This is a genomic window from Pseudomonas medicaginis (genome assembly GCF_965119365.1).
Taxonomy (GTDB): domain Bacteria; phylum Pseudomonadota; class Gammaproteobacteria; order Pseudomonadales; family Pseudomonadaceae; genus Aquipseudomonas.
The window spans coordinates 4,608,014-4,627,745 of sequence record NZ_OZ221631.1 but is presented as its reverse complement, the minus strand read 5'-3'; the positions used below and the strand labels follow the sequence as shown (position 1 = coordinate 4,627,745).

Annotated in this window: 4 protein-coding genes; 3 read left to right on the top strand and 1 reads right to left on the bottom strand. The window is 65.7% G+C overall.

Going from position 1 to position 19,732, the window contains the following annotated elements; all coding sequences use genetic code 11:
• Complete coding sequence (locus ACMTA2_RS20085; RefSeq protein ID WP_413791435.1) at window positions 1-16,122, bottom strand: non-ribosomal peptide synthetase; 16,122 nt, start codon at window positions 16,120-16,122, stop codon at window positions 1-3.
• 362 nt (window positions 16,123-16,484) lie between these two features.
• On the opposite strand from ACMTA2_RS20085, the gene ACMTA2_RS20080 reads away from it, so the two are divergent.
• From ACMTA2_RS20080 to ACMTA2_RS20070, 3 genes are all read left to right on the top strand, one after another.
• On the top strand, window positions 16,485-17,489 hold the full coding sequence (locus ACMTA2_RS20080; RefSeq protein ID WP_413791434.1) for a cupin-like domain-containing protein: 1,005 nt from the start codon (window positions 16,485-16,487) through the stop codon (window positions 17,487-17,489).
• Window positions 17,486-18,856 carry an MFS transporter gene (locus tag ACMTA2_RS20075; protein WP_413791433.1) on the top strand — a complete coding sequence of 457 codons (1,371 nt, stop codon included), beginning with the start codon at window positions 17,486-17,488 and terminating at the stop codon, window positions 18,854-18,856. The genes ACMTA2_RS20080 and ACMTA2_RS20075 overlap by 4 nt, the downstream gene beginning before the upstream one ends.
• Window positions 18,857-18,974: 118 nt before the next feature.
• Window positions 18,975-19,586 carry an aspartyl/asparaginyl beta-hydroxylase domain-containing protein gene (locus ACMTA2_RS20070; protein WP_413791432.1) on the top strand — a complete coding sequence of 204 codons (612 nt, stop codon included), beginning with the start codon at window positions 18,975-18,977 and terminating at the stop codon, window positions 19,584-19,586.
• The last annotated feature ends 146 nt before the right edge of the window (window positions 19,587-19,732 follow it).

The window sequence follows — 19,732 nt, the reverse complement described above, 5'->3', positions numbered from 1 at the left end:
TTAAGCATCCTTGGAGACGATAGCGAGCAGTTCGCTTTCAGACAGCGAAGCCATTTCTTGTTGCAGGTCGAGCAATTCATCCGACTCGTACTGCGCCAGTTGCAGGGTATTGATCAGGTCGGCCAGGGCCAGCAGCGACGGGTGTTCGAACAGCCCCCTGAGGGGTACTTCGACGCCGAAGGTTTCCCGCGCCCGGAGCGTGACTTGCACCGCCAGCAGGGAGTGCCCGCCGAGTTCGAAGAAGTCGTCGTGCCGGCCGATCCGTTCCAAGCCCAGCAAGTCGCTCCAGATCTGCGCCAGCAGCGTCTCGGTTTCACCGTTGGGCGCTTCGTACTGGCGGCGGGCGAAGTCTTCGTTGCCGGGCGCGGGCAGGGCACGGCGGTCCAGCTTGCCGTTGGGGCTCAGCGGCAGCCGCTCGACCACCACGAATGCCGCCGGGACCATGTAGTCCGGCAACTGCGAGGTGAGGTAAGGCCGCAGCGTGCTGCTGGCATTGCGACCGGCCAGGTGCGGTTCGACGCTCAGGTAAGCCACCAGGCGCGTGGCCCCCGGTGTGTCTTCGCGAGCGATGACCGCGGCCTCGCGCACCCCCGGCAGGGTCAGCATCAATGCCTCGATTTCACCGGGTTCGATACGGAAACCGCGGATCTTGACCTGTTGGTCGTTGCGCCCGAGGAATTCGACGACCCCATCGGCGCGCAGGCGCACCAAGTCGCCGGTGCGGTACATCCGTGGCTCATCGCCCGGGGCGAACGGGTCGTCGAGGAAGTGCTCGGCGTTCAGCGCCGCCCGGTCCAGGTAGCCTCGGGCAACCCCCGCGCCACCCACGTAGAGTTCGCCGGGCACGCCGAGCGGTACCGGCTGGCGCTGTTCGTCGAGCACGTACAGGCGGCTGTTGGGAATCCCCCGCCCGATGGGCACCGTGTCCACGTCCTCGGCGGTGCAGCGATGCACCGTGGTCCAGACGGTGGCTTCGGTGGGGCCGTATTCGTTGTACAAGGCGATCGCTGGTTCCAGCCCGGTGCATGCCTGCACCAACTGAGCGGGGCAGGTTTCGCCGGCGACGATCATCTCTTGCAGGCAGCCATGGCCGTTGCCGCTGGCAAGGCTTGCCAGCACCAGGCGGCCCAAGGAGGGCACGCACAGCAGCGAGGTGATGGCCCGTTCGCCGATCAAGCGGGCGATGGCGTCGGGGTCGCGGGCGGTCTCGGCATCGGGGATGCACAAGGTACCGCCACTGACCAGGGTACCGAAGACCCCAGCCACGGAGCTGTCGAAGGCAATCGACGACAACAGCAGGAAGCGCTTGCCGGTCGCCGGTCCATACACCGTGCCCCGGGCCAGGGTGGAACTCACCAGGTTGCGGTGTTCGATCATCACGCCCTTGGGCTTGCCGGTGGAGCCGGAGGTGTAGATCACATAGGCCAGGTGCTCTGGGGTCAGGCCGAGGCTATCGGGTTGAGGATCGCGATTGTTCGACGACGTCGCCAGCGCCCGCTCGATGGCCAGGTAGCGAGTGCCTTCGTGCAATGTGCCCACGGCCGCGCGCCCGACCGGATCGGCCAGCAACAGGCGCGGCCTGGCATCCTCGATGATCGCCGCCAGGCGCTCGGCGGGATAGGTCGGGTCCAATGGCACGTAGGCGCCCCCGGCCTTGAGAATCCCCAGCAGGCCAGTGATCATCGCCACGCCGCGTTCGACGCAGATGGCCACCAGATCCCCCGGCAGCACGCCAGCGGCGATCAACTGCTGGGCGAGGCCGTTGGCCTGGGCATTGAGCTCGGCATAGCTGAGGGATTGACGGTCGTCGAGCGATGCACAGGCGTTCGGTGTGCGGCGGACCTGTTCTTCGAACAACTGCTGAATGCACAGGCCCGTCGGGTAGTCCACTTCGGTCTGGTTAAAGGTCTCCAGCAGCAGGGTGCGTTCCTGTGCAGGCAGCACGTCCAGTTGCGTGAGGGGGATCCGTGGCGTGTACATCAACGCCTGGGCCAATTGCTCCAGTGCCCGTTGCATCAAGGCGCAGATGCGTTGCGGGTCCACCGCCTGCACGCTTTGCACGGTCAGGCCGAGGGCATCGCCGTAGTCGTTGACCGACAGGGTCAGCGGGTAATTGGTCCGCTCGGCGCTGTCCAGGATGCGCATCCCTGGCCATTGCAGTTGGCTGTCGTCGCGCTGGTGCCGGTAGTTGAGCAAGGTGGTGAACAGCGGCAAGGCACTGGGCACGCCACTGCAACGTTGCGCCAGGGCCAGGGAGGCCTGTTCGTGATCCAACAACTCGACCAGGTCGCGGTGAGTGGCCAGCACCTGTTCGTTGGCGCCCGCAGTCAATGCCACGCGCACCGGCAGGGTGTTGATGAACACACCCAAGGCCCGTTCTGCGCCGGCCGAGCCTTGCAGGCGACCGGCGACCACGGTCCCGAACACCACGTCGTCGCGGCCGGTGCAGCGGGCCAGCACTTGCGCCCAAGCGACATGGAACAGCGTCGCCGGGGTGATCCCCCGTTCCCGGGCCAGGGCCCGCAGGCGCAGGTTGAGCTCGACGCTCAACGTTGCATGGGCTTCCTCGATGTGGCGGCCGTCGCCTTGCACCTCCAGCAGATCGAAGGGCGCGGTGGGTGCATCCACATCGGCCAGGCGGCGGCTGAAGTAAGCCTCGTGGACCTCGGCGGGAATGGCCTGGGCCTGGGCTATGAAGTCACGATAGGGCTGCGGTGCCGCCAGATGCTCGCCTTGGTCATGAAGGATCCCGTGGATTTCTTCCAGGACGATTTCCAAGGTCACGTGGTCGCTGGCCATATGGTGGTTGAGCAGCGCCAGCATCCAGCGTTCGGCGTGCGGGTCCTGGGCGATGCAGGCACGCATGAGCGGCGCCTGGCGCAGATCCAGCCGCAGTTGCCGGGGATCGCTCAGGGCTTCGAGCTGGCTGAGCGGGTCCTGGTGGCCGTCGAGGGACACGCTGTGCACCGGCAACTTCGCCTGACGCTGGACGACCTGCACCGGTTGCGGCAAACCGTCCCACTGCACGCAGGTGCGCAGGATGTCGTGGCGATCGATCACCTGCTGCAAGGCGCCGATGAAGGCGTCGAGGCGCTGACGGTTGTCGAACTCGAGCATCGAGCGCACCAGATAGGCGTCGCCTTCGTGTCCGAGCAAGTGATGGAACAGGATGCCTTGCTGCAGCGGGGCCAGGGGATAGATGTCCTGGATGTTCGCGGCACCGCCGGGTACCGCAGCGACGATGCGCTCGAGCTGATCCGCCGTCAGGTCCACCAGGGGCAACATGTCCGGCGTCAGAGCGGTGCAATCGGCCGGGATACGGTTGGCCGGGGCCTGGAAGGCCGTACGGGGGGCGTCGGTCAGGGCCGAGGCGAGGTCCCGCAGGGTCGGTGCGCCGAAGACGCTACGCACGTCGGCGTTCAGGCCGTGTTCGCGCAGGCGTTCGATCAGGCTGACCGCCATCAGCGAGTGACCGCCGAGCTCGAAGAACCCATCGTGACGGCCGACTTGTTCGAGGCCCAGCAGTCGTTGCCAGATATCGGCGATGGTCCGCTCCACGGTGCCTTGCGGTGCCTCGTAGGCCTGGCTGGCGTAGGCGTCCTGATCCGGTTCGGGCAGGGCGCGGCGGTCCAGCTTGCCGTTGGGGGTCAGTGGCAGGGCGTCCAACACCACGAAGGCGCTGGGCACCATGTGCTCGGGCAGGCGGCCCACGAGTTCGGCGCGCAACGCTGTGGCGGCCGCCGGTTCGCCGCACAGGTAGGCCACCAGGCGTTTGCCGGTCTGGTGGTCGCGGGCAACGATGGCTGCTTCGCGGACACCGGCGAGGGCGGCGAGGGCGGCTTCGATTTCCCCCAACTCCACGCGCAGGCCACGGATCTTCACCTGATCGTCATTGCGCCCCAGGTACTGCAACGTGCCGTCAGGCAACCAGCGGCCGATGTCGCCGGTCTTGTACAGGCGGGCTCCGGCCCGCTCGCTGAACGGGTCGTCAATGAAACGTTCGGCGCTGAGTTGCGGCAGGTTGAGGTAACCCCGCGCGACACCGACACCGCCGATGTGGATCTCGCCGGGCACGCCCAGGGGCAGTAACTGGCCGTGGCTGTCCAGTACATGCAGTTGCATGTTGCGGATTGGCCGGCCGATGGGGATCGGGCGGGTCCGGTAGGTGTCCAGGTCGGTATCGGCGGTGTGCCAGGCAACGACGTCGCTGCACTCGGTGGGCCCGTAGCTGTTGATGATCGCTGGCCGTGGCAGCGGCAGTTTTTCGAGCATGGCGAGCTGGATCGGCTCGCCGCCCAGCACCACCCGTTTCAGGCAGGCCAGAGCCGCGTGCCGGTCGGCATCCACCAGGGCGTGGAAGGCGCTGGGGGACATATTGAGGTGGGTAATCCCCGCCTCGGCGATCTGGGCGACGATGGCGCCCGGGTTGAACGGTTCTTCGGCCAGGTGCAACGAGGCGCCGACCATCAGTGGGGCGAGGATGTTCTTCTGGGTCAGGTCGAAGTTATAGGACGAGGCCAGCAGCACCGCGTCGCCGGCATGGAAGGCCAGGTCGTCGAGGTACCAGTCCAGCAGGTTGCGCAGGCCGCGATGTTCGACCATCACTCCCTTAGGCAAGCCGGTGGAGCCGGAGGTGTAGATCACGTAGGCCAGGTGGCCGAGATTCAGTTCGCTCACTTGCGGGTCATGGGCCGCGTTCTGCAGCAGCGCCGGGCTGCCCAGTTCGAGGGTGGCCAGCCCTTGGGGCACCGGCACTTCGTCCAGGCCTTGCTGGCGCACCAGGGCCCGCGGCGTGCTGTCGGCGAGCATGTGGGCCAGGCGTTGCGCTGGGTACTGCGGGTCCAGCGGCACATAGGCCGCCCCGGCCTTGAGGATGCCCAGCAGGCCGATGACCATCTCCGGGCTGCGCCGGGCACAGAGGCCGACGGTGTCGTCAGGCCCCACGCCCAGGGCGATCAAGCCGTGGGCCACGCGGTTGGCCTGGGCATTGAGTTCGGCGTAGCTCAGGGTTTGCCCGGCACCGACCAGCGCCACGGCATCCGGTGTGCGATCCGCCTGTGCGGCGAACACCGCATGGGGGAAGCGGCTCGGGCTTTCATCCAAGGCGACGAGGGCAGGGTTGAACGTCTCCAGCAATTGCCGACGTTGCACATCGTCCAGCAAGGGCAGGGTCGCCACCGGTTGCGTGGCGTCGTCGAGCATCCCATCAAGCAGGTGCAGCAGGTGCTGGCCCCAACGGGCGATGGTGCTTTCGTCGAACAGGTCGGTGGCGTACTCGAACTGGCCGCTGATGGTTTCGCCGTCGTCATTGAGGGACAGGCTCACATCGAACTGGGTGGTGCCGGTGGGTTGCGGCAACGGGCTCAGGTTCAAGCCTGCCAGGGCCAGGGCCTGGTCCTGTGGCGTGTTGCCCAGCACCAGCATGGCCTGGAACAGCGGGCTGTGGCCGAGGCTGCGCTCCGGTTGCAGGGCTTCGACCACCTGTTCGAACGGCAGGTCCTGATGGCCGTAGGCGTCGAGGGTGGTGGCCTTGATGCGTTCGAGCAACTGCTCGACGGGACTATCGGCCTGCACGTCGATGCGCAGGGCCAGGGTGTTGACGAAGAAGCCGATCAACGCCTCGGTTTCGCGCCGTGGACGGTTGGCGACGGGCGTGCCGACCACGACTTGCGCCTGATTGCTCAGGCGCGACAGCAAAATCGACCAAGCCCCCAGCAGGGTCATGAACGGCGTCAGGCCACGCTGCTGGCTGAAGCGCCGCAGGCGCGCGCTCAACGGTGCGGGCAGTTGCAGCGCCAGTGCCGCGCCCTGGTAGCTCTGCACCTGAGGCCGTGGGTGGTCGGCCGGCAGTTCCAGCAGCGCCGGGGCACCGGTGAGATGCTCTTTCCAGAATTGTGTCTGGGCGTGCAGGCGTTCGCCTTGCAGGTGCTGTTGTTGCCAGGCGGCGTAGTCGGCGTATTGCAGGGCCAGGGGCGGCAGCGGATCTTCGCGGTCCTGGCTGAACGCGGCATACAGCGCATTGAACTCACCGATCAGCACCGCCACCGACCAGCCGTCGGAGACGATGTGGTGCTGGGTCACCAGCAGGATGTGCTCGTCCTCGGCCAGGCGCAGCAGGCGTCCGCGGATCAGTGGGCCGGTGCTCAGGTCGAACGCGGCGCGGGCTTCTTCCCGGGACAGTTGTTCGACGGCCGGTTGCCGGGCCGCGGCGTCCAGGGCTTGCAGGTCATGCTCCACCAGGGCGAAGCCGATGTCGGCCGGGGCGAAGCGTTGGCGCACTTCGCCGTCCTGGCGCTCGAAGGTGGTGCGCAGGCTTTCGTGGCGGGCGACGATGCGGTTCAGGGCCCGTTGCAAGGCGTCTCGGTCCAGGCTGCCGCGCAGGTGCAGGGCGGCGGGCATGTGGTAGGCGACGCTGGCGGCATGGTCCAGTTGATCGAGGAACCACAGGCGCTGCTGGGCCAGGGACAGTGGCAGCGGTTGGTCGCGGGAGACCACGGTAATCGACTGGAGCCGGGATTGGCCGACCTGTTCGACGTGTCGGGCCAGTTCGCTCAAGGAGGTCTGGGTGAACAGGGTGCGCAGGTCGATATCGGCGCCGAGGTCCTGGTGCAGGCGGGCTTGCAGTTGCACGGTCAGCAGGGAATGCCCGCCCAGTTCGAGGAAACCGTCATGGCGGCCGACCTGGTCCAGGTGCAGTAAACCTTTCCAGATCTCGGCAATGGCGATTTCGGTATCGCCCTGGGGGGCCTCGTAGGTTTTGCTGGCCAGGGATTCCAAGCCGGGCTCGGGCAGGGCGCGGCGGTCGAGCTTGCCGTTGGTGGTCAGGGGCAGGCTGTCCAGGTGCACGAAGGCGCTGGGCACCATGTACTCGGGCAAGTGCTTGAGCAGGGCGCTGCGCAGTTGTTCGGCACTGGTTGGTTCGCCACACAGGTAGGCCACAAGGCGATTGTCGTCCCGGGCAATGACCACGGCTTCGGTGACCCCGGCACAACTGAGCAGCACGTTCTCGATCTCACCCAACTCGATGCGGAAACCGCGGATCTTCACCTGGAAGTCATTGCGCCCCAGGTATTCGAGCGTGCCATCGGCCAGCCAGCGACCGAGGTCGCCGGTCTTGTACAGGCGGGCGTTCGGCTCACCGCTGAACGGATCGGCGATGAAACGCTCGGCGCTCAATTCCGGCCGGTTCAGGTAACCCCGGGCCACGCCGGCACCGCCGATATGGATTTCCCCGGCCACCCCCAACGGTGCCGGTTCGCCACGCGCATCCAGCACGTGGACCTGGACGTTGGCAATCGGCCGGCCGATGCTCGGGCGTTCGCCGAGGTCGCGGATCAGGTCGATAGTGGCGTCCACCGTGCATTCGGTAGGGCCGTACATGTTGTAGAAACGGATGCTCGGGCAGTTGCGCAACTTCGTCCAGGTCGCGGCATTGATCGCCTCGCCACCGAGCAGCACGCTCACCGGCTGATAGCTGCTGCGTTCCAGCAGGCCGGCGGTGAGCAGGGTGTCGAGCTGCGACGGGGTGGAGTCGAAGGCGTGCACCTGGTGCTGTTCGAGGAAGTCCAGCAACTCATGGCCGCTGGCGCGGATCAGTTGCGGGATGATCACCAGGCGATGGCCGGAGAATAGCTGGGCGATGCCCTTGATCGACATGTCGAAGAAGAACCCGGCGTTCAGGGCCACGGTGGCCGGGGCCGGGCAGTGTTGGTGGGTGGTGCGGGTCAGCACGTGCCAGAAGTTGAACACCGAACGGTGCTCGACCATCACGCCCTTGGACTGGCCGGTGGAACCGGAGGTGTAGATCACGTAGGCCAGGTGTTCCGCGCTCAGGCCCGGTACTTGGGGATTGGTATCGAACGCCGAATCGTCCACCGCTTGCAACGATTCCAGGGCGTCCAGCAGCAACACCGGCAGTTCCCCGGACGGCAGGGACAGCGCCGATTGGGTCAACAGGGCCCGGGGCTGACTGTCCTGGAGCATGAACGTCATGCGCTCGGCCGGGTGGGCCGGGTCGATGGGTACATAGGATGCGCCGGCCTTGAGCACGCCCAGCAGGCCGACGATCATGTCCAGGCTGCGCTCGGCGCAGATGGCCACGCGTTGATCGGGTTGCACGCCCAGGGCGAGCAGTTGCCGGGCCAGGTGGTTGGCGCGGCGATTGAGCTGGCGGTAGGTCAATTGCTGTTGTTCGCAAACCAGGGCCACGGCGTCGGGGTTGGCGTGCACCTGGGCTTCGAACAGCTGGTGGATCGGTTGCGCCGGGCCGAAATCGCTGGTGGTGCGGTTGAAGTCTTCGAGCAGCAACTGACGTTCGCTGGCGGGCACGACGTCCAATTGACTGGCGAGGCGTTCCGGGGCCTGTTCAAGGGCCTCGACCAGCGCGGCGACGGCTTGGACCAGGTAGGCGGCGATGCGTTGCGGATCGATGCCGGCGATAGCCTGGGCGGTCACGGAGAAATCATCGCCTTCATCCGCCACGGCCACTTCGATCGGGTAGTTGGTGCGGGCTTCGTTGCTCAGGAAGCGCACACCGTCCCAGGCCAGCACCTGATCGGTGTTGGCCAGCGAGCCGCCGTCGGTTTGATGGCGGTAGTTGAGCAACGTGGTGAACAGTGGCAGGCCGGGGCCGACGCCACTGCAGCGCTGAGCCAGGGCCAGGGAAGCCTGTTCGTGGTTCAGCAGTTCGCTGAGGTCGCGGTAGGTTTCGTCCACCAGCGCGGCCACCCCGAACCCGGCCAGTCGGACCCGCACCGGCAAGGTGTTGATGAACACCCCCAGCGCCCGATCGGCACCTGCCGAGCCTTGCAGGCGACCGGCGACCACGGTGCCGAACACCACGTCGTCACGATCGGTGCAGCGCCCGAGCACCTGGGCCCAGGCGATGTGGAACAGCACGGCGGGCGTGACGCCGGCCGCACGGGATTGTGTACGGATCCGCTGGCTCAGGGCGTGATCGAGGCGCACGCTGGTTTCGGCGACTTGGCTGCCGTCACCCTGGACGTCCAGCACACCGAACGGGGCGGTGGGTTCGTCGACCGTGCCCAGGCGTTGGCTGAAATAGGCTTCATGGGCCTGGGGCGGCGTCGCGAGGACCTGGGCGACGAATTCCCGATAAGGCATCGGCGGCGGCAGGCTGTCGCCCTGGCCTTGCAACAGGGCCTGGACTTCTTCGAGGACGATGCCCAGGGACACATGGTCGCTGATCATGTGGTGGTCGAGCAGGGCCAGCAAGCAGCGTTCGGAGTGCGGAACCCGGGCGACGCAGGCCCGCATCAGCGGCGCCTGCTGCAGGTCCAGGCGCAGGTGCCGGGGATCGCTCAAGCGTTCCAGTTGAACGCGCGGGTCTTCATCGGCGGCCAGGGCGATGTGCTGCAGCGGCAGCGTGGCCCGGCGTTGCACCACCTGTACCGGCTGCGGCTGGCCGACCCACTGCACGGCGCTGCGCAGGATGTCGTGGCGGTCGATCACTTGCTGCAAGGCACCGATAAAGGCTTCGAGACGCGCATGGCTGTCGAATTCGATCAGCGAGCGGACCAGGTAAGCGTCGCCTTCGTGTCCCAGCAGATGATGGAACAGGATGCCTTGCTGCAACGGGGCCAGCGGGTAGATGTCCTGAATATTGGCGGCCCCGCCCGGTACGGCGGCGACGATGCGTTCGAGCTGGGCCTCGGTCAGTTCCACCAGGGGCAACATGGCGGGTGTCAGGGCGGTGCAACCGGCCGGAATCCGGTTGGCCGGCGCGAGGAACGGCGTGTCATGGCTGCGGCTCAGGGCCTGGGCCATTTCCCGCACGCTGGGGGCGGTGAACACGGTGCGCACGCTGGCGCTCAGGCCATGCTGGCGCAAGCGGTCGATCAGGCTCACGGCCAGCAGCGAATGCCCGCCGAGTTCGAAGAAGCGGTCGTGACGGCCAACTTTCTCGATGCCCAACAGGTCTTGCCAGACGTTTGCAACGATCTGTTCGATCTCGCCTCGTGGTGCCTCGTAGGCCCGGCTGGCGAACGCTTCCTGACCCGGCGCGGGCAGGGCGCGGCGGTCGAGTTTGCCGTTGGGGGTCAGCGGCAGCGTTTCAAGCTGGACGAAGGCGCTGGGCACCATGTACTCGGGGAGCGCCGCCAGCAGCGCGACACGCAGTTGCTCCACCGGTACTGGCTCACCGCACAGGTAGGCGATCAGGCGCTTGCTGTCGGATTGACCCGGTTTGCTTTCCTGGGCCACCACCACGGCTTCGCGGACCCCGGCGCACCCGGCGAGGACGGCTTCGATCTCCCCCAGTTCCACGCGGAAACCGCGGATTTTCACCTGGTCGTCGTTGCGTCCCAGGTACTGCAGGGTGCCGTCGGCGCACCAGCGGCCAAGGTCGCCTGTCTTGTACAGGCGTGCGTCCGGATCGGTGCTGAACGGGTCGGCGATGAAACGCTCGGCCGTCAACTCGTGGCGATTGAGGTAGCCGCGAGCGACACCGACGCCGCCGATATGAATTTCCCCGGCGACGCCCATGGGGACCAGGTCGCCGAGGGCATCCAGCACGTGCAGTTGGGTGTTGCGCAGCGGTTTGCCGATGGAGCGGAAATCGTCGTGGTCGCTTTCCATTCGGCGGATCGAGGCGTTTACCGTGGCTTCGGTCGGGCCATAGGCGTTGAACAGCGCCGGGCGATGGCCGGCCCGGGCGAACCACTGGCTTACGGCCTGCTTGCCCACCGCTTCGCCACCGATCATGAATTGACGCAGGCAAGCGGGCAGGGCGACGTGGGCGTCTCGGGCGACCTGTTGCCAGAACACGGTCGGCAGGTTGGCGACACTGATTGCATGCTGTTCGCAGAGTGCGGCGAAGGCGGCGGTGCCGGCGATCCAGGCGTCGCTGCGCAGCACCAGGGTGGCGCCGGACAACAAGGCGCCAAAGATCTCTTCCACCGACATGTCGAAGGTCATGGTGGCAAATTGCAGGATGCGATCCTGGGGGTTGAGGCCGTAGCGTTCCTGCAAGGCGCCGACCTGGTTGCACACCGAGCGATGTTCGAGCATCACGCCTTTCGGCTTGCCGGTGGAGCCGGAGGTGTACATGACATAGGCCAGGTGACGGGAGGTCAGGCCCTCGACCCTTGGGTTGCTGTCGTCCCCGTCAGCCGGGTCGTCGAGCAACAGCTGCGGCATGTGCAGCGCCGGCAGTTGTTCGGCCATTGTTTCGATCAGGTAACCCTGGGTGAGCAGGACGCGCGGTGTACTGTCGTCGAGCATGTGCTGCAAGCGATCCTGCGGATAGTTCGGGTCCAACGGCACGTAGGCGCCGCCGGCCTTGAGAATGGCCAGTATGCCGACGATCATGTCCGGGCTGCGTTCCACCAACAGGGCGACCCGTTCATCGGGGCGCAAGCCCGCGGCGATCAGGCGATGGGCGATGCGATTGGCCCGGGTGTTGAGTTCGGCATAGCTGAGACGGAGCTCTTCGGCCTGCACGGCGATGGCTTGGGGACGCTTCTGGACGTGCTGTTCGAACCAGTCCTGCAGCAGCATGCCTTCGGCAAACGGTGCGTGGGTCTGGTTGAAACCGCCGAGCAGTTGCCGGCGTTGCTGGTTATCCAGCAAGGGCAGGGTCGCCACCGGTTGCGTGGCGTCGTCGAGCATCCCATCAAGCAGGTGCAGCAGGTGCTGGCCCCAACGGGCGATGGTGCTTTCGTCGAACAGGTCGGTGGCGTACTCGAACTGGCCGCTGATGGTTTCGCCGTCGTCATTGAGGGACAGGCTCACATCGAACTGGGTGGTGCCGGTGGGTTGCGGCAACGGGCTCAGGTTCAAGCCTGGCAGGGCCAGGGCCCGGTCCTGTGGCGTGTTGCCCAGCACCAGCATGGCCTGGAACAGCGGGCTGTGGCCGAGGCTGCGCTCCGGTTGCAGGGCTTCGACCACCTGTTCGAACGGCAAGTCCTGATGGCCATAGGCATCGAGGGTGGTGGCCTTGATGCGTTCGAGCAACTGCTCGACGGGACTATCGGCCTGCACGTCGATGCGCAGGGCCAGGGTGTTGACGAAGAAGCCGATCAACGCCTCGGTTTCGCGCCGTGGACGGTTGGCGACGGGCGTGCCGACCACGACTTGCGCCTGATTGCTCAGGCGCGACAGCAAAATCGACCAAGCCCCCAGCAGGGTCATGAACGGCGTCAGGCCACGCTGCTGGCTGAAGCGCCGCAGGCGCGCGCTCAACGGTGCGGGCAGTTGCAGCGCCAGTGCCGCGCCCTGGTAGCTCTGCACCTGAGGCCGTGGGTGGTCGGCCGGCAGTTCCAGCAGCGCCGGGGCACCGGTGAGATGCTCTTTCCAGAATTGTGTCTGGGCGTGCAGGCGTTCGCCTTGCAGGTGCTGTTGTTGCCAGGCGGCGTAGTCGGCGTATTGCAGGGCCAGGGGCGGCAGCGGATCTTCGCGGTCCTGGCTGAACGCGGCATACAGCGCATTGAACTCACCGATCAGCACCGCCACCGACCAGCCGTCGGAGACGATGTGGTGCTGGGTCACCAGCAGGATGTGCTCGTCCTCGGCCAGGCGCAGCAGGCGTCCGCGGATCAGTGGGCCGGTGCTCAGGTCGAACGCGGCGCGGGCTTCTTCCCGGGACAGTTGTTCGACGGCCGGTTGCCGGGCCGCGGCGTCCAGGGCTTGCAGGTCATGCTCCACCAGGGCGAAGCCGATGTCGGCCGGGGCGAAGCGTTGGCGCACTTCGCAGTCCTGGCGCTCGAAGGTGGTGCGCAGGCTTTCGTGGCGGGCGACGATGCGGTTCAGGGCCCGTTGCAAGGCGTCTCGGTCCAGGCTGCCTCGCAGGTGCAGGGCGGCGGGCATGTGGTAGGCGACGCTGGCGGCATGGTCCAGTTGATCGAGGAACCACAGGCGCTGCTGGGCCAGGGACAGTGGCAGCGGTTGGTCGCGGGAGACCACGGCAATCGACTGGAGCCGGGATTGGCCGGCCTCTTCGACGTGTCGGGCCAGTTCGCTCAAGGAGGTCTGGGCGAACAGGGTGCGCAGGTCGATCTCGGCACCGAGGTCCTGGTGCAGGCGGGCTTGCAGTTGCACGGTCAGCAGGGAATGGCCGCCCAGTTCGAGGAAGCCGTCGTGACGGCCGACCTGGTCCAGGTGCAACAGGTTTTTCCAGATCTCGGCGATAGCGATTTCGGTGTCACCTTGCGGCGCCTCGTAGGCTTTGCTGGCCAGGGCTTCCAGGCCGGGCTCGGGCAGGGCGCGGCGGTCGAGCTTGCCGTTGGTGGTCAGGGGCAGGCTGTCCAGGTGCACGAAGGCGCTGGGCACCATGTATTCGGGCAAGTGCTTGAGCAGGGCACTGCGCAGTTGCTCGGCTGGAATCGGTTCGCCGCAGACATAGGCCACCAGGCGCTTGCTCTCGGGTTGGCCGGGCTGGTCTTCCCGGGCAATCACCACCACTTCGCGAACACCGGGGCACAGCGCCAGGGCCGCTTCGACTTCGCCGATCTCGATGCGCAAGCCGCGGATCTTCACCTGGAAGTCATTGCGGCCCAGGTACTCCAGCGCCCCGTTGGCGAGCCAGCGACCCAGGTCACCGGTCTTGTACAGGCGTGCGTCCGGCTCACGGCTGAACGGATCGGCGATGAAGCGCTCGGCGCTCAGTTCCGGCTGGTTCAGATAGCCCCGGGCAACGCCGATGCCGCCGATGTGGATCTCGCCGGCGATCCCCAGCGGTTGCGGTTCGCCGCGAGCATCGAGCACGTGCATCTGGATGTTGGCAATCGGTTTGCCGATGGGCACGCTTTCACCGGGATCGCTGGGGCGGCAGTGCCAGGCGGTCACGTCGATGGCCGCTTCGGTCGGACCATAGAGGTTATGCAGTTCAACGCCCGCCAGTTGCCGTTCGAAACGCCGTTGCAGAGCACGGGGCAGGGCCTCACCACTGCACAGCACACGGCGCAGGGCGGGAAAATCCTGGCTGTCGCGGTGTTCCAGGAACAGGTCGAGCATCGACGGCACGAAGTGCAACATCGTAATGCTCGCCTCGCGCATCACCCGGGCCAGGTAATCCGGCTCCTGGTGGCCACCGGGGCGGGCCATGACCAGCTCGGCGCCGGCCAGCAAGGGCAGGAAGAATTCCCAGACCGACACGTCGAAACCGAACGGGGTCTTTTGCAGGACTCGGTCGCTGGCGTCGACGCCGTATTCGTCACGGGCCCACAGCAAGCGATTGACCACGCCGAGGTGTTCATTCATCACCCCCTTGGGGGTGCCGGTGGAACCCGAGGTATAGAGCACGTAGGCCAAATGCTTCGTTGTCAGGCCCAGGGCCTGCGGGTCCGGGTTGTGTTCGGGTTGTGCGACACGCGCATCGTCATCGAGCAGCAGCACCGGGATCGCCAACGCCGGCAACCGCTCCAGCAGGGTACGGCTGCTCAGTACGGCACGGGGATGACAGTCATCGAGCATGTAGGCCTGGCGTGCGCTTGGCAGGTCCGGGTCGATGGGCACATAGGCGCCTCCGGCCTTGAGAATCCCCAGCAGGGCGACGACCATTTCCGGGCCGCGCTTGAGGCTCACGGCCACCCGGTCATCCGGTTGGACCCCCAGTTCGATCAGGCGATGGGCGAGCTGGTTGGCCTGGCGGTTGAGCTGTTCATAGCTGACCAGCGGCCCGCCGTCGCCACGCACGGCACAGGCGTGGGGACGTTGCTCGGCCTGCTGTTCGAACAGGGTGTGGATCAACACATCCCGCGGATACTCGCGGGCGGTGGCATTGAACTCGATTTGCAGGCGCTGGCGTTCGGCCGCGCTCATCAGCGGGTAGTCGCCCACCGGCGTGTCATGCCGCTCAAGTACCGCTTCTAGCATCGAGACGATGCGTTGTTGCAGCAGACGGGCTTCTTCCACGCTGTAATAGGCGGTGTTGAAGTTGAAGTCCAGGTGCACGTCTTCGAACGGGTGGTAGTCACGCACGAAGATCGCCATGGGCGTCTGTTCGTAGCCGTTGTCCATGGTGATGACGGTGGATGAGGTGCCGCCGAACTGGTCGTCACCGTCCAGGCTTTCGAATGACAGTGCAACGTCGAACAATTGCCGGCGCCCAGCCTGTGGGAGGCGCAGGATGCGGTTGAGTTCGGCAATCGGGAAGCGCTGGTGGCGGTAGCAACGGCGCAGTTGGCCGCCGGCGGCGTGCATCAGGTCCAGCAGCGAGGCGTCGAGGTCGACGGGCAGGCGAATCGGGCTCACCGAGGAAAACATCCCTGCGGTTTCCTTGGTGCGGGCGTTCGTGCGGTTGTGCACGGGCATGCCGATGACCATTTCATCGACGCCCACGGTACGGCAGAAATACGTGGCGACCACGCTGATCAACACATGGGCCACCGACAGGCCGCGTTCGCTGGCGAACTGCGTGAGGGTGTTGTAGAGCGCCCGCGGCAGCATTGCCTGGACTTGAGCGCTGGGGGCCAGTTCATTGGCCTGGCCGGTCTTGAAGTCGGCCCGGCGTTGCAGCAGCGACGGCGGCAACTGTGCGTAGGTTTCCTGCCAGAACTCGCGGTCGCGCTCGTAGCGTGACGATTGCAGGTAGGCGCGGTCATCTTCCAGGAACGACAGGTAGGAATGACCTTGGGCGACTTCGTCGTTGCCGGCCAGCAAGCCGTTGTAGGCGGCCCCCACGGCATGGCCGATCAGCGCCACGCCGATCCCGTCGGTGACCAGGTGGTGGTAACGGTTGAGCCAGTAGTGACGGTTCGGGCCACAACGCACCATGCGCGCTTCCCAGAGCTGGCCGGTCAGCTCCGGGAACGGCTGGCGGAAGGCGCTGCGCAGGTATTCCATCGCCAGTCCGGCATCGGCTTCGGCCTCGGTGAACTCCACGATGTCCAGCTTGACCTTGACCTCGGGCAAGACCCGTTGGCGGCCGATGCCGCCTTCATGGCTGAAGCTCAGCCGCAGGGCGTCATGGTTATTGGCGACCAGCTCGATGGCTTTCTCGAACAGCGGGATGTCGATTTCGCCCTTGATTTCCAGGGACATGCCGATGTTGTAGTAGGGCAGGTCCGGGTGCGCGATCTGGTCGAGCCAGATGCCCTGCTGGACGGAGGCCAGTTCGTGGGTGGCGCAGTCTTGCGTGGGCAGCTTTTCGGTCGACGAATCCATTTCGGAGCACCTGCAGGCAGAATCAATTGAGGTTTGTCTCCGTTCGAATGGCGGTGCATGAGGCCTGGGCGACTGCCAATCGGCGGATGCAAATAGTCGTGGAGAGGGACATCGGGGCCGAGGGCAGGCGCCTGATGCGAGGGGGGCGTCGGGGGGCTGTGGTGCGGCTGTCGATGGGCCGTCCTGCCGTCCGGGCACGCCTGATGTCCCTTCACAAGGTGGGGAAAAATTAGAGGATCCGCATCCCGATGTCTGTCATGGGAAGCAGGGACAACGGCGGGAAACGCGGCTTTGCGGCGCTTGGGCGTGGTCGCGCGAGTCTGTTATACCAACGGCCCTGAGTGAGTTTGCGAGGGTTGAACATGCCATTGATCGCCGAATCGGATCGTCCGGTTTCCAAGTTCTGGAGCCTGTCCCGTTTTCCCAATCACCCGCAGGCAGGGGCGGTCGAAGTGATCGATGCGCTGGCGATTTCCAAGGAGGATTTCACTCGCCGCTACGTCAATCGCAACCGGCCCTGCCTGGTCAAGAATGCGGTACGGCATTGGCCGGCTTTCCATAAATGGCAGCGGCTGGACTACCTCAAGGCGCACTCGCGCAACAGTGCGGTGGTGGTGCGTTCCCAGATCGTCTCGGAGGTCATCGGCTGGTCCAATCCCAAGGTCAAGGCCGAGCTGACCGAGTATGCGAACACGGTCTACCGGGACATGCCGTTTCATGAGTTCCTCGACAACCTGGGCGAGGGTGATTCGCCGCTGGTGGCCGACAGTTGCCGTTTCTCCGAAGGCTCGGCCATCGAGCGGCTGAAGGAGGACGTCGGTGGCCTGCCGTTCATGCCTCACTTGGGCAAGACCCGGGCCTATCCTCCCCATCGCAGTTTCCTGTACCGCAACTCCTACACCGATTGGCATTTCCATGTCACCGACGAGACGTTCATGGCCCAGGTGGTCGGGGCCAAGGAAGTCCTGCTGCTGCCGCCGGACGAAACCAGCTGGCGGGCGTTGCGGCCGGTGATCGAGGAAGCGGGCTACCTGTACGACATCGATACCGGGCGCTTCCCCGGGACGCGGGACCTGCGTGCCCTGCGCACGGTGGTGGAGCCGGGTGATGCGCTGTACATCCCGGTCTACTGGTGGCATGCGGTCCAGTCCATGGACGACGCATTTGGCGCCACGGTCGCGGCCACGTTCCCGACACCCCTGCATGTCAGCGGCAACATCAGCTCGCCCATCGCCAGGCGGGTGCTGCGCAACTACCTGTTTTCCCGCTACGCGCCCCTGGTGGTGGGTGCGGTGGCGTACTCCATGGTCTACCGGTTGATGAGCAAGCTGGTCGATGTCACCACGTCCCGCGATGTGCGCACATGAGCCTGGTGAGCGACCGCAAGGGCTTCGATCTGGGACGGGGTTTCTATTTCCTCTGGTGTGGCGAATCCCTGGCGGTCATCGGCACGGCGCTGATGGAGTTCGCCCTCGGCGTCTGGGTTTACACCCACACCGGTTCGGCGGTGGCGTTCGCCAACGTGGTACTGGCGGCCACCTTGCCGGCGGTGCTGTTCCTGCCACTGGCGGGAGGGCTGGCGGACCGGATCAGCCACCGGGTCATCATTGTCTGTTGCGATGTCAGCCTGGCGGTGCTGCTGTTGGGCGTCATGGCGTTGCTCTGGTTCGAGCGTCTGGAGCCGTTGCACCTGTACATCTTCAATTGCCTGGCATCGATTGTCAGTGCCTTCCGCAAGCCGGCATACCAGGCGGCTGTCAGCACGATTGTCGCCCCGGATAAGTTCACCCGGGCCTCGGGATTGATCAGCATCAGCAAGAACGCTTCGGCCCTGGTGGCGCCACTGCTAGCGGGGGCGATCATGGCGAAGGCCGGGCTGGTGACGATCCTGGCGGTGGACCTGGTGACGTTCTGTTCCGGCACGCTGTTGGTGATCAAGGCGTTTTCCCATGTGCGGCCGCCAGCGGCCCATCACGACGCGCTGGTCAAGGGCACGGTGTTCGGCGGTGCCCTGGGCAATGTCGCCGCGGCGCTGAAGTTCTTCGTCGCCGAACGCCTGATGGCCGGGCTGCTGGTGTACACCATGATGCGCAGCGCGCTGTTGGCCCTGGCGACCTTGATGATGACGCCGTTGCTGTTATCGACCCTGGGCAGTCAGGTACTGGGCATGGCCTACACCTGGGCGGCCCTGGGTGGTTTGGCCGGTGCGGGGTTGTTGATTTCCATGGGCAATCCGCGCCGGTTGATGGCAATGGTAGCGGTGGCCGACCTGTTGCTGGCGGGGTGCGTCGTAGCCCTGGGGATGGTCTCGCAGGCCGTGGCTTACTGCGCCTTGGCATTCGTGGCGATCACCATGGCGAGCATCGCCGACGCCAGTGTGAACTCGTTGTGGATGCGCAGGATCCCCGCCGGCAGCCGCGCCAGTGTGTTTGCCTTGATCAGCATGTTGACCATCGCCACCACCAGCCTGGCGGTGATTGTCGGCGGTTTCCTGGTGGACCATTGGTTCCAGCCGGCGCTGATGCCCGGAGGCCTTTATGCCGACTCGATCGGACGTTGGCTGGGCGTGGGACCGGGACGTGGCGTGGGGATGCTGTTTGTGGTCGCCGGGGCGCTGTTCGCGCTGTTGCCGCTGAGCGTGTTGCTCTACGGACCGATGCGTCGCCTGGACGAGGCGCCCACGCCATTGGCCGTGGTGCCGATGGCCGGCAGCCCGCAGGTCGACCCGCTGTGATGCTGTACCGGATTCCCGTGACAGACAGATCGGGTCCGCCGGGTCAACCTTCCCAGGCTGGTCCGCTGTGCCCTCCATTGCCACCGGAATCGACAACCCTCAACAAAAAGGAGCTCCTATGCGCCCGTCGTTTTATGATCCCAGCCGTTTTCCGCAACTGAAGAACCTGGCCGACAACTGGGAAGTGATCCGCGAGGAATTTCTGGCCCTCGATGCCCCCACCCTGACGATCAATCGCGTGGGCAAGCAGATCGCCGAGATCGTCCAGGAGATCGACGCCCACATGGCGGCTGGGGGCGAGTATGGCTGGCTCTGGGGCTGGGGTGATGACATGGATATCATGCCGGAGTGGACCCAATACGGCCTGGTGGCCTACGACACTCCGATCCCCTACGCCCGTGACGCCATGCCCGGGACCATCGAGTTGCTGAGCAAGATCCCCGGGATCAAGCTCTGCGCCTTGCTGCGCATGGAGCCCAACGTCTTCCTCGGCACCCACTCCCACACAGGCACCTGGGAAGAAGGCCTGTTGCACATGCAACTGACCATCGATGCCCCGACCACCCAGAACTATGCGTACCTCAACGTCAACGGCAACTTCAACCAGAGCACCAACGGCAACCTGGTGATCTTCGACGGCTCTCTCGACCACTTCGCCGTCAATGCTTCACGGGCTCACCGTACAGTGTTGTACCTCGAGTTCTATCGTGAGAAGCATATGGCGGCGTGAGGTTGGGTTGGTTTGATGGGCGTGAGTCTGCTCGCAAGGAGGACGTGTCAGCCGATAGACCGGCCGACTGAACCGATGTCGTCGCGAGCAGGCCTTGCTTTGAGTTGCCATCGATGAACATCAGGTGACGTAAGGGGAAGGCAGTC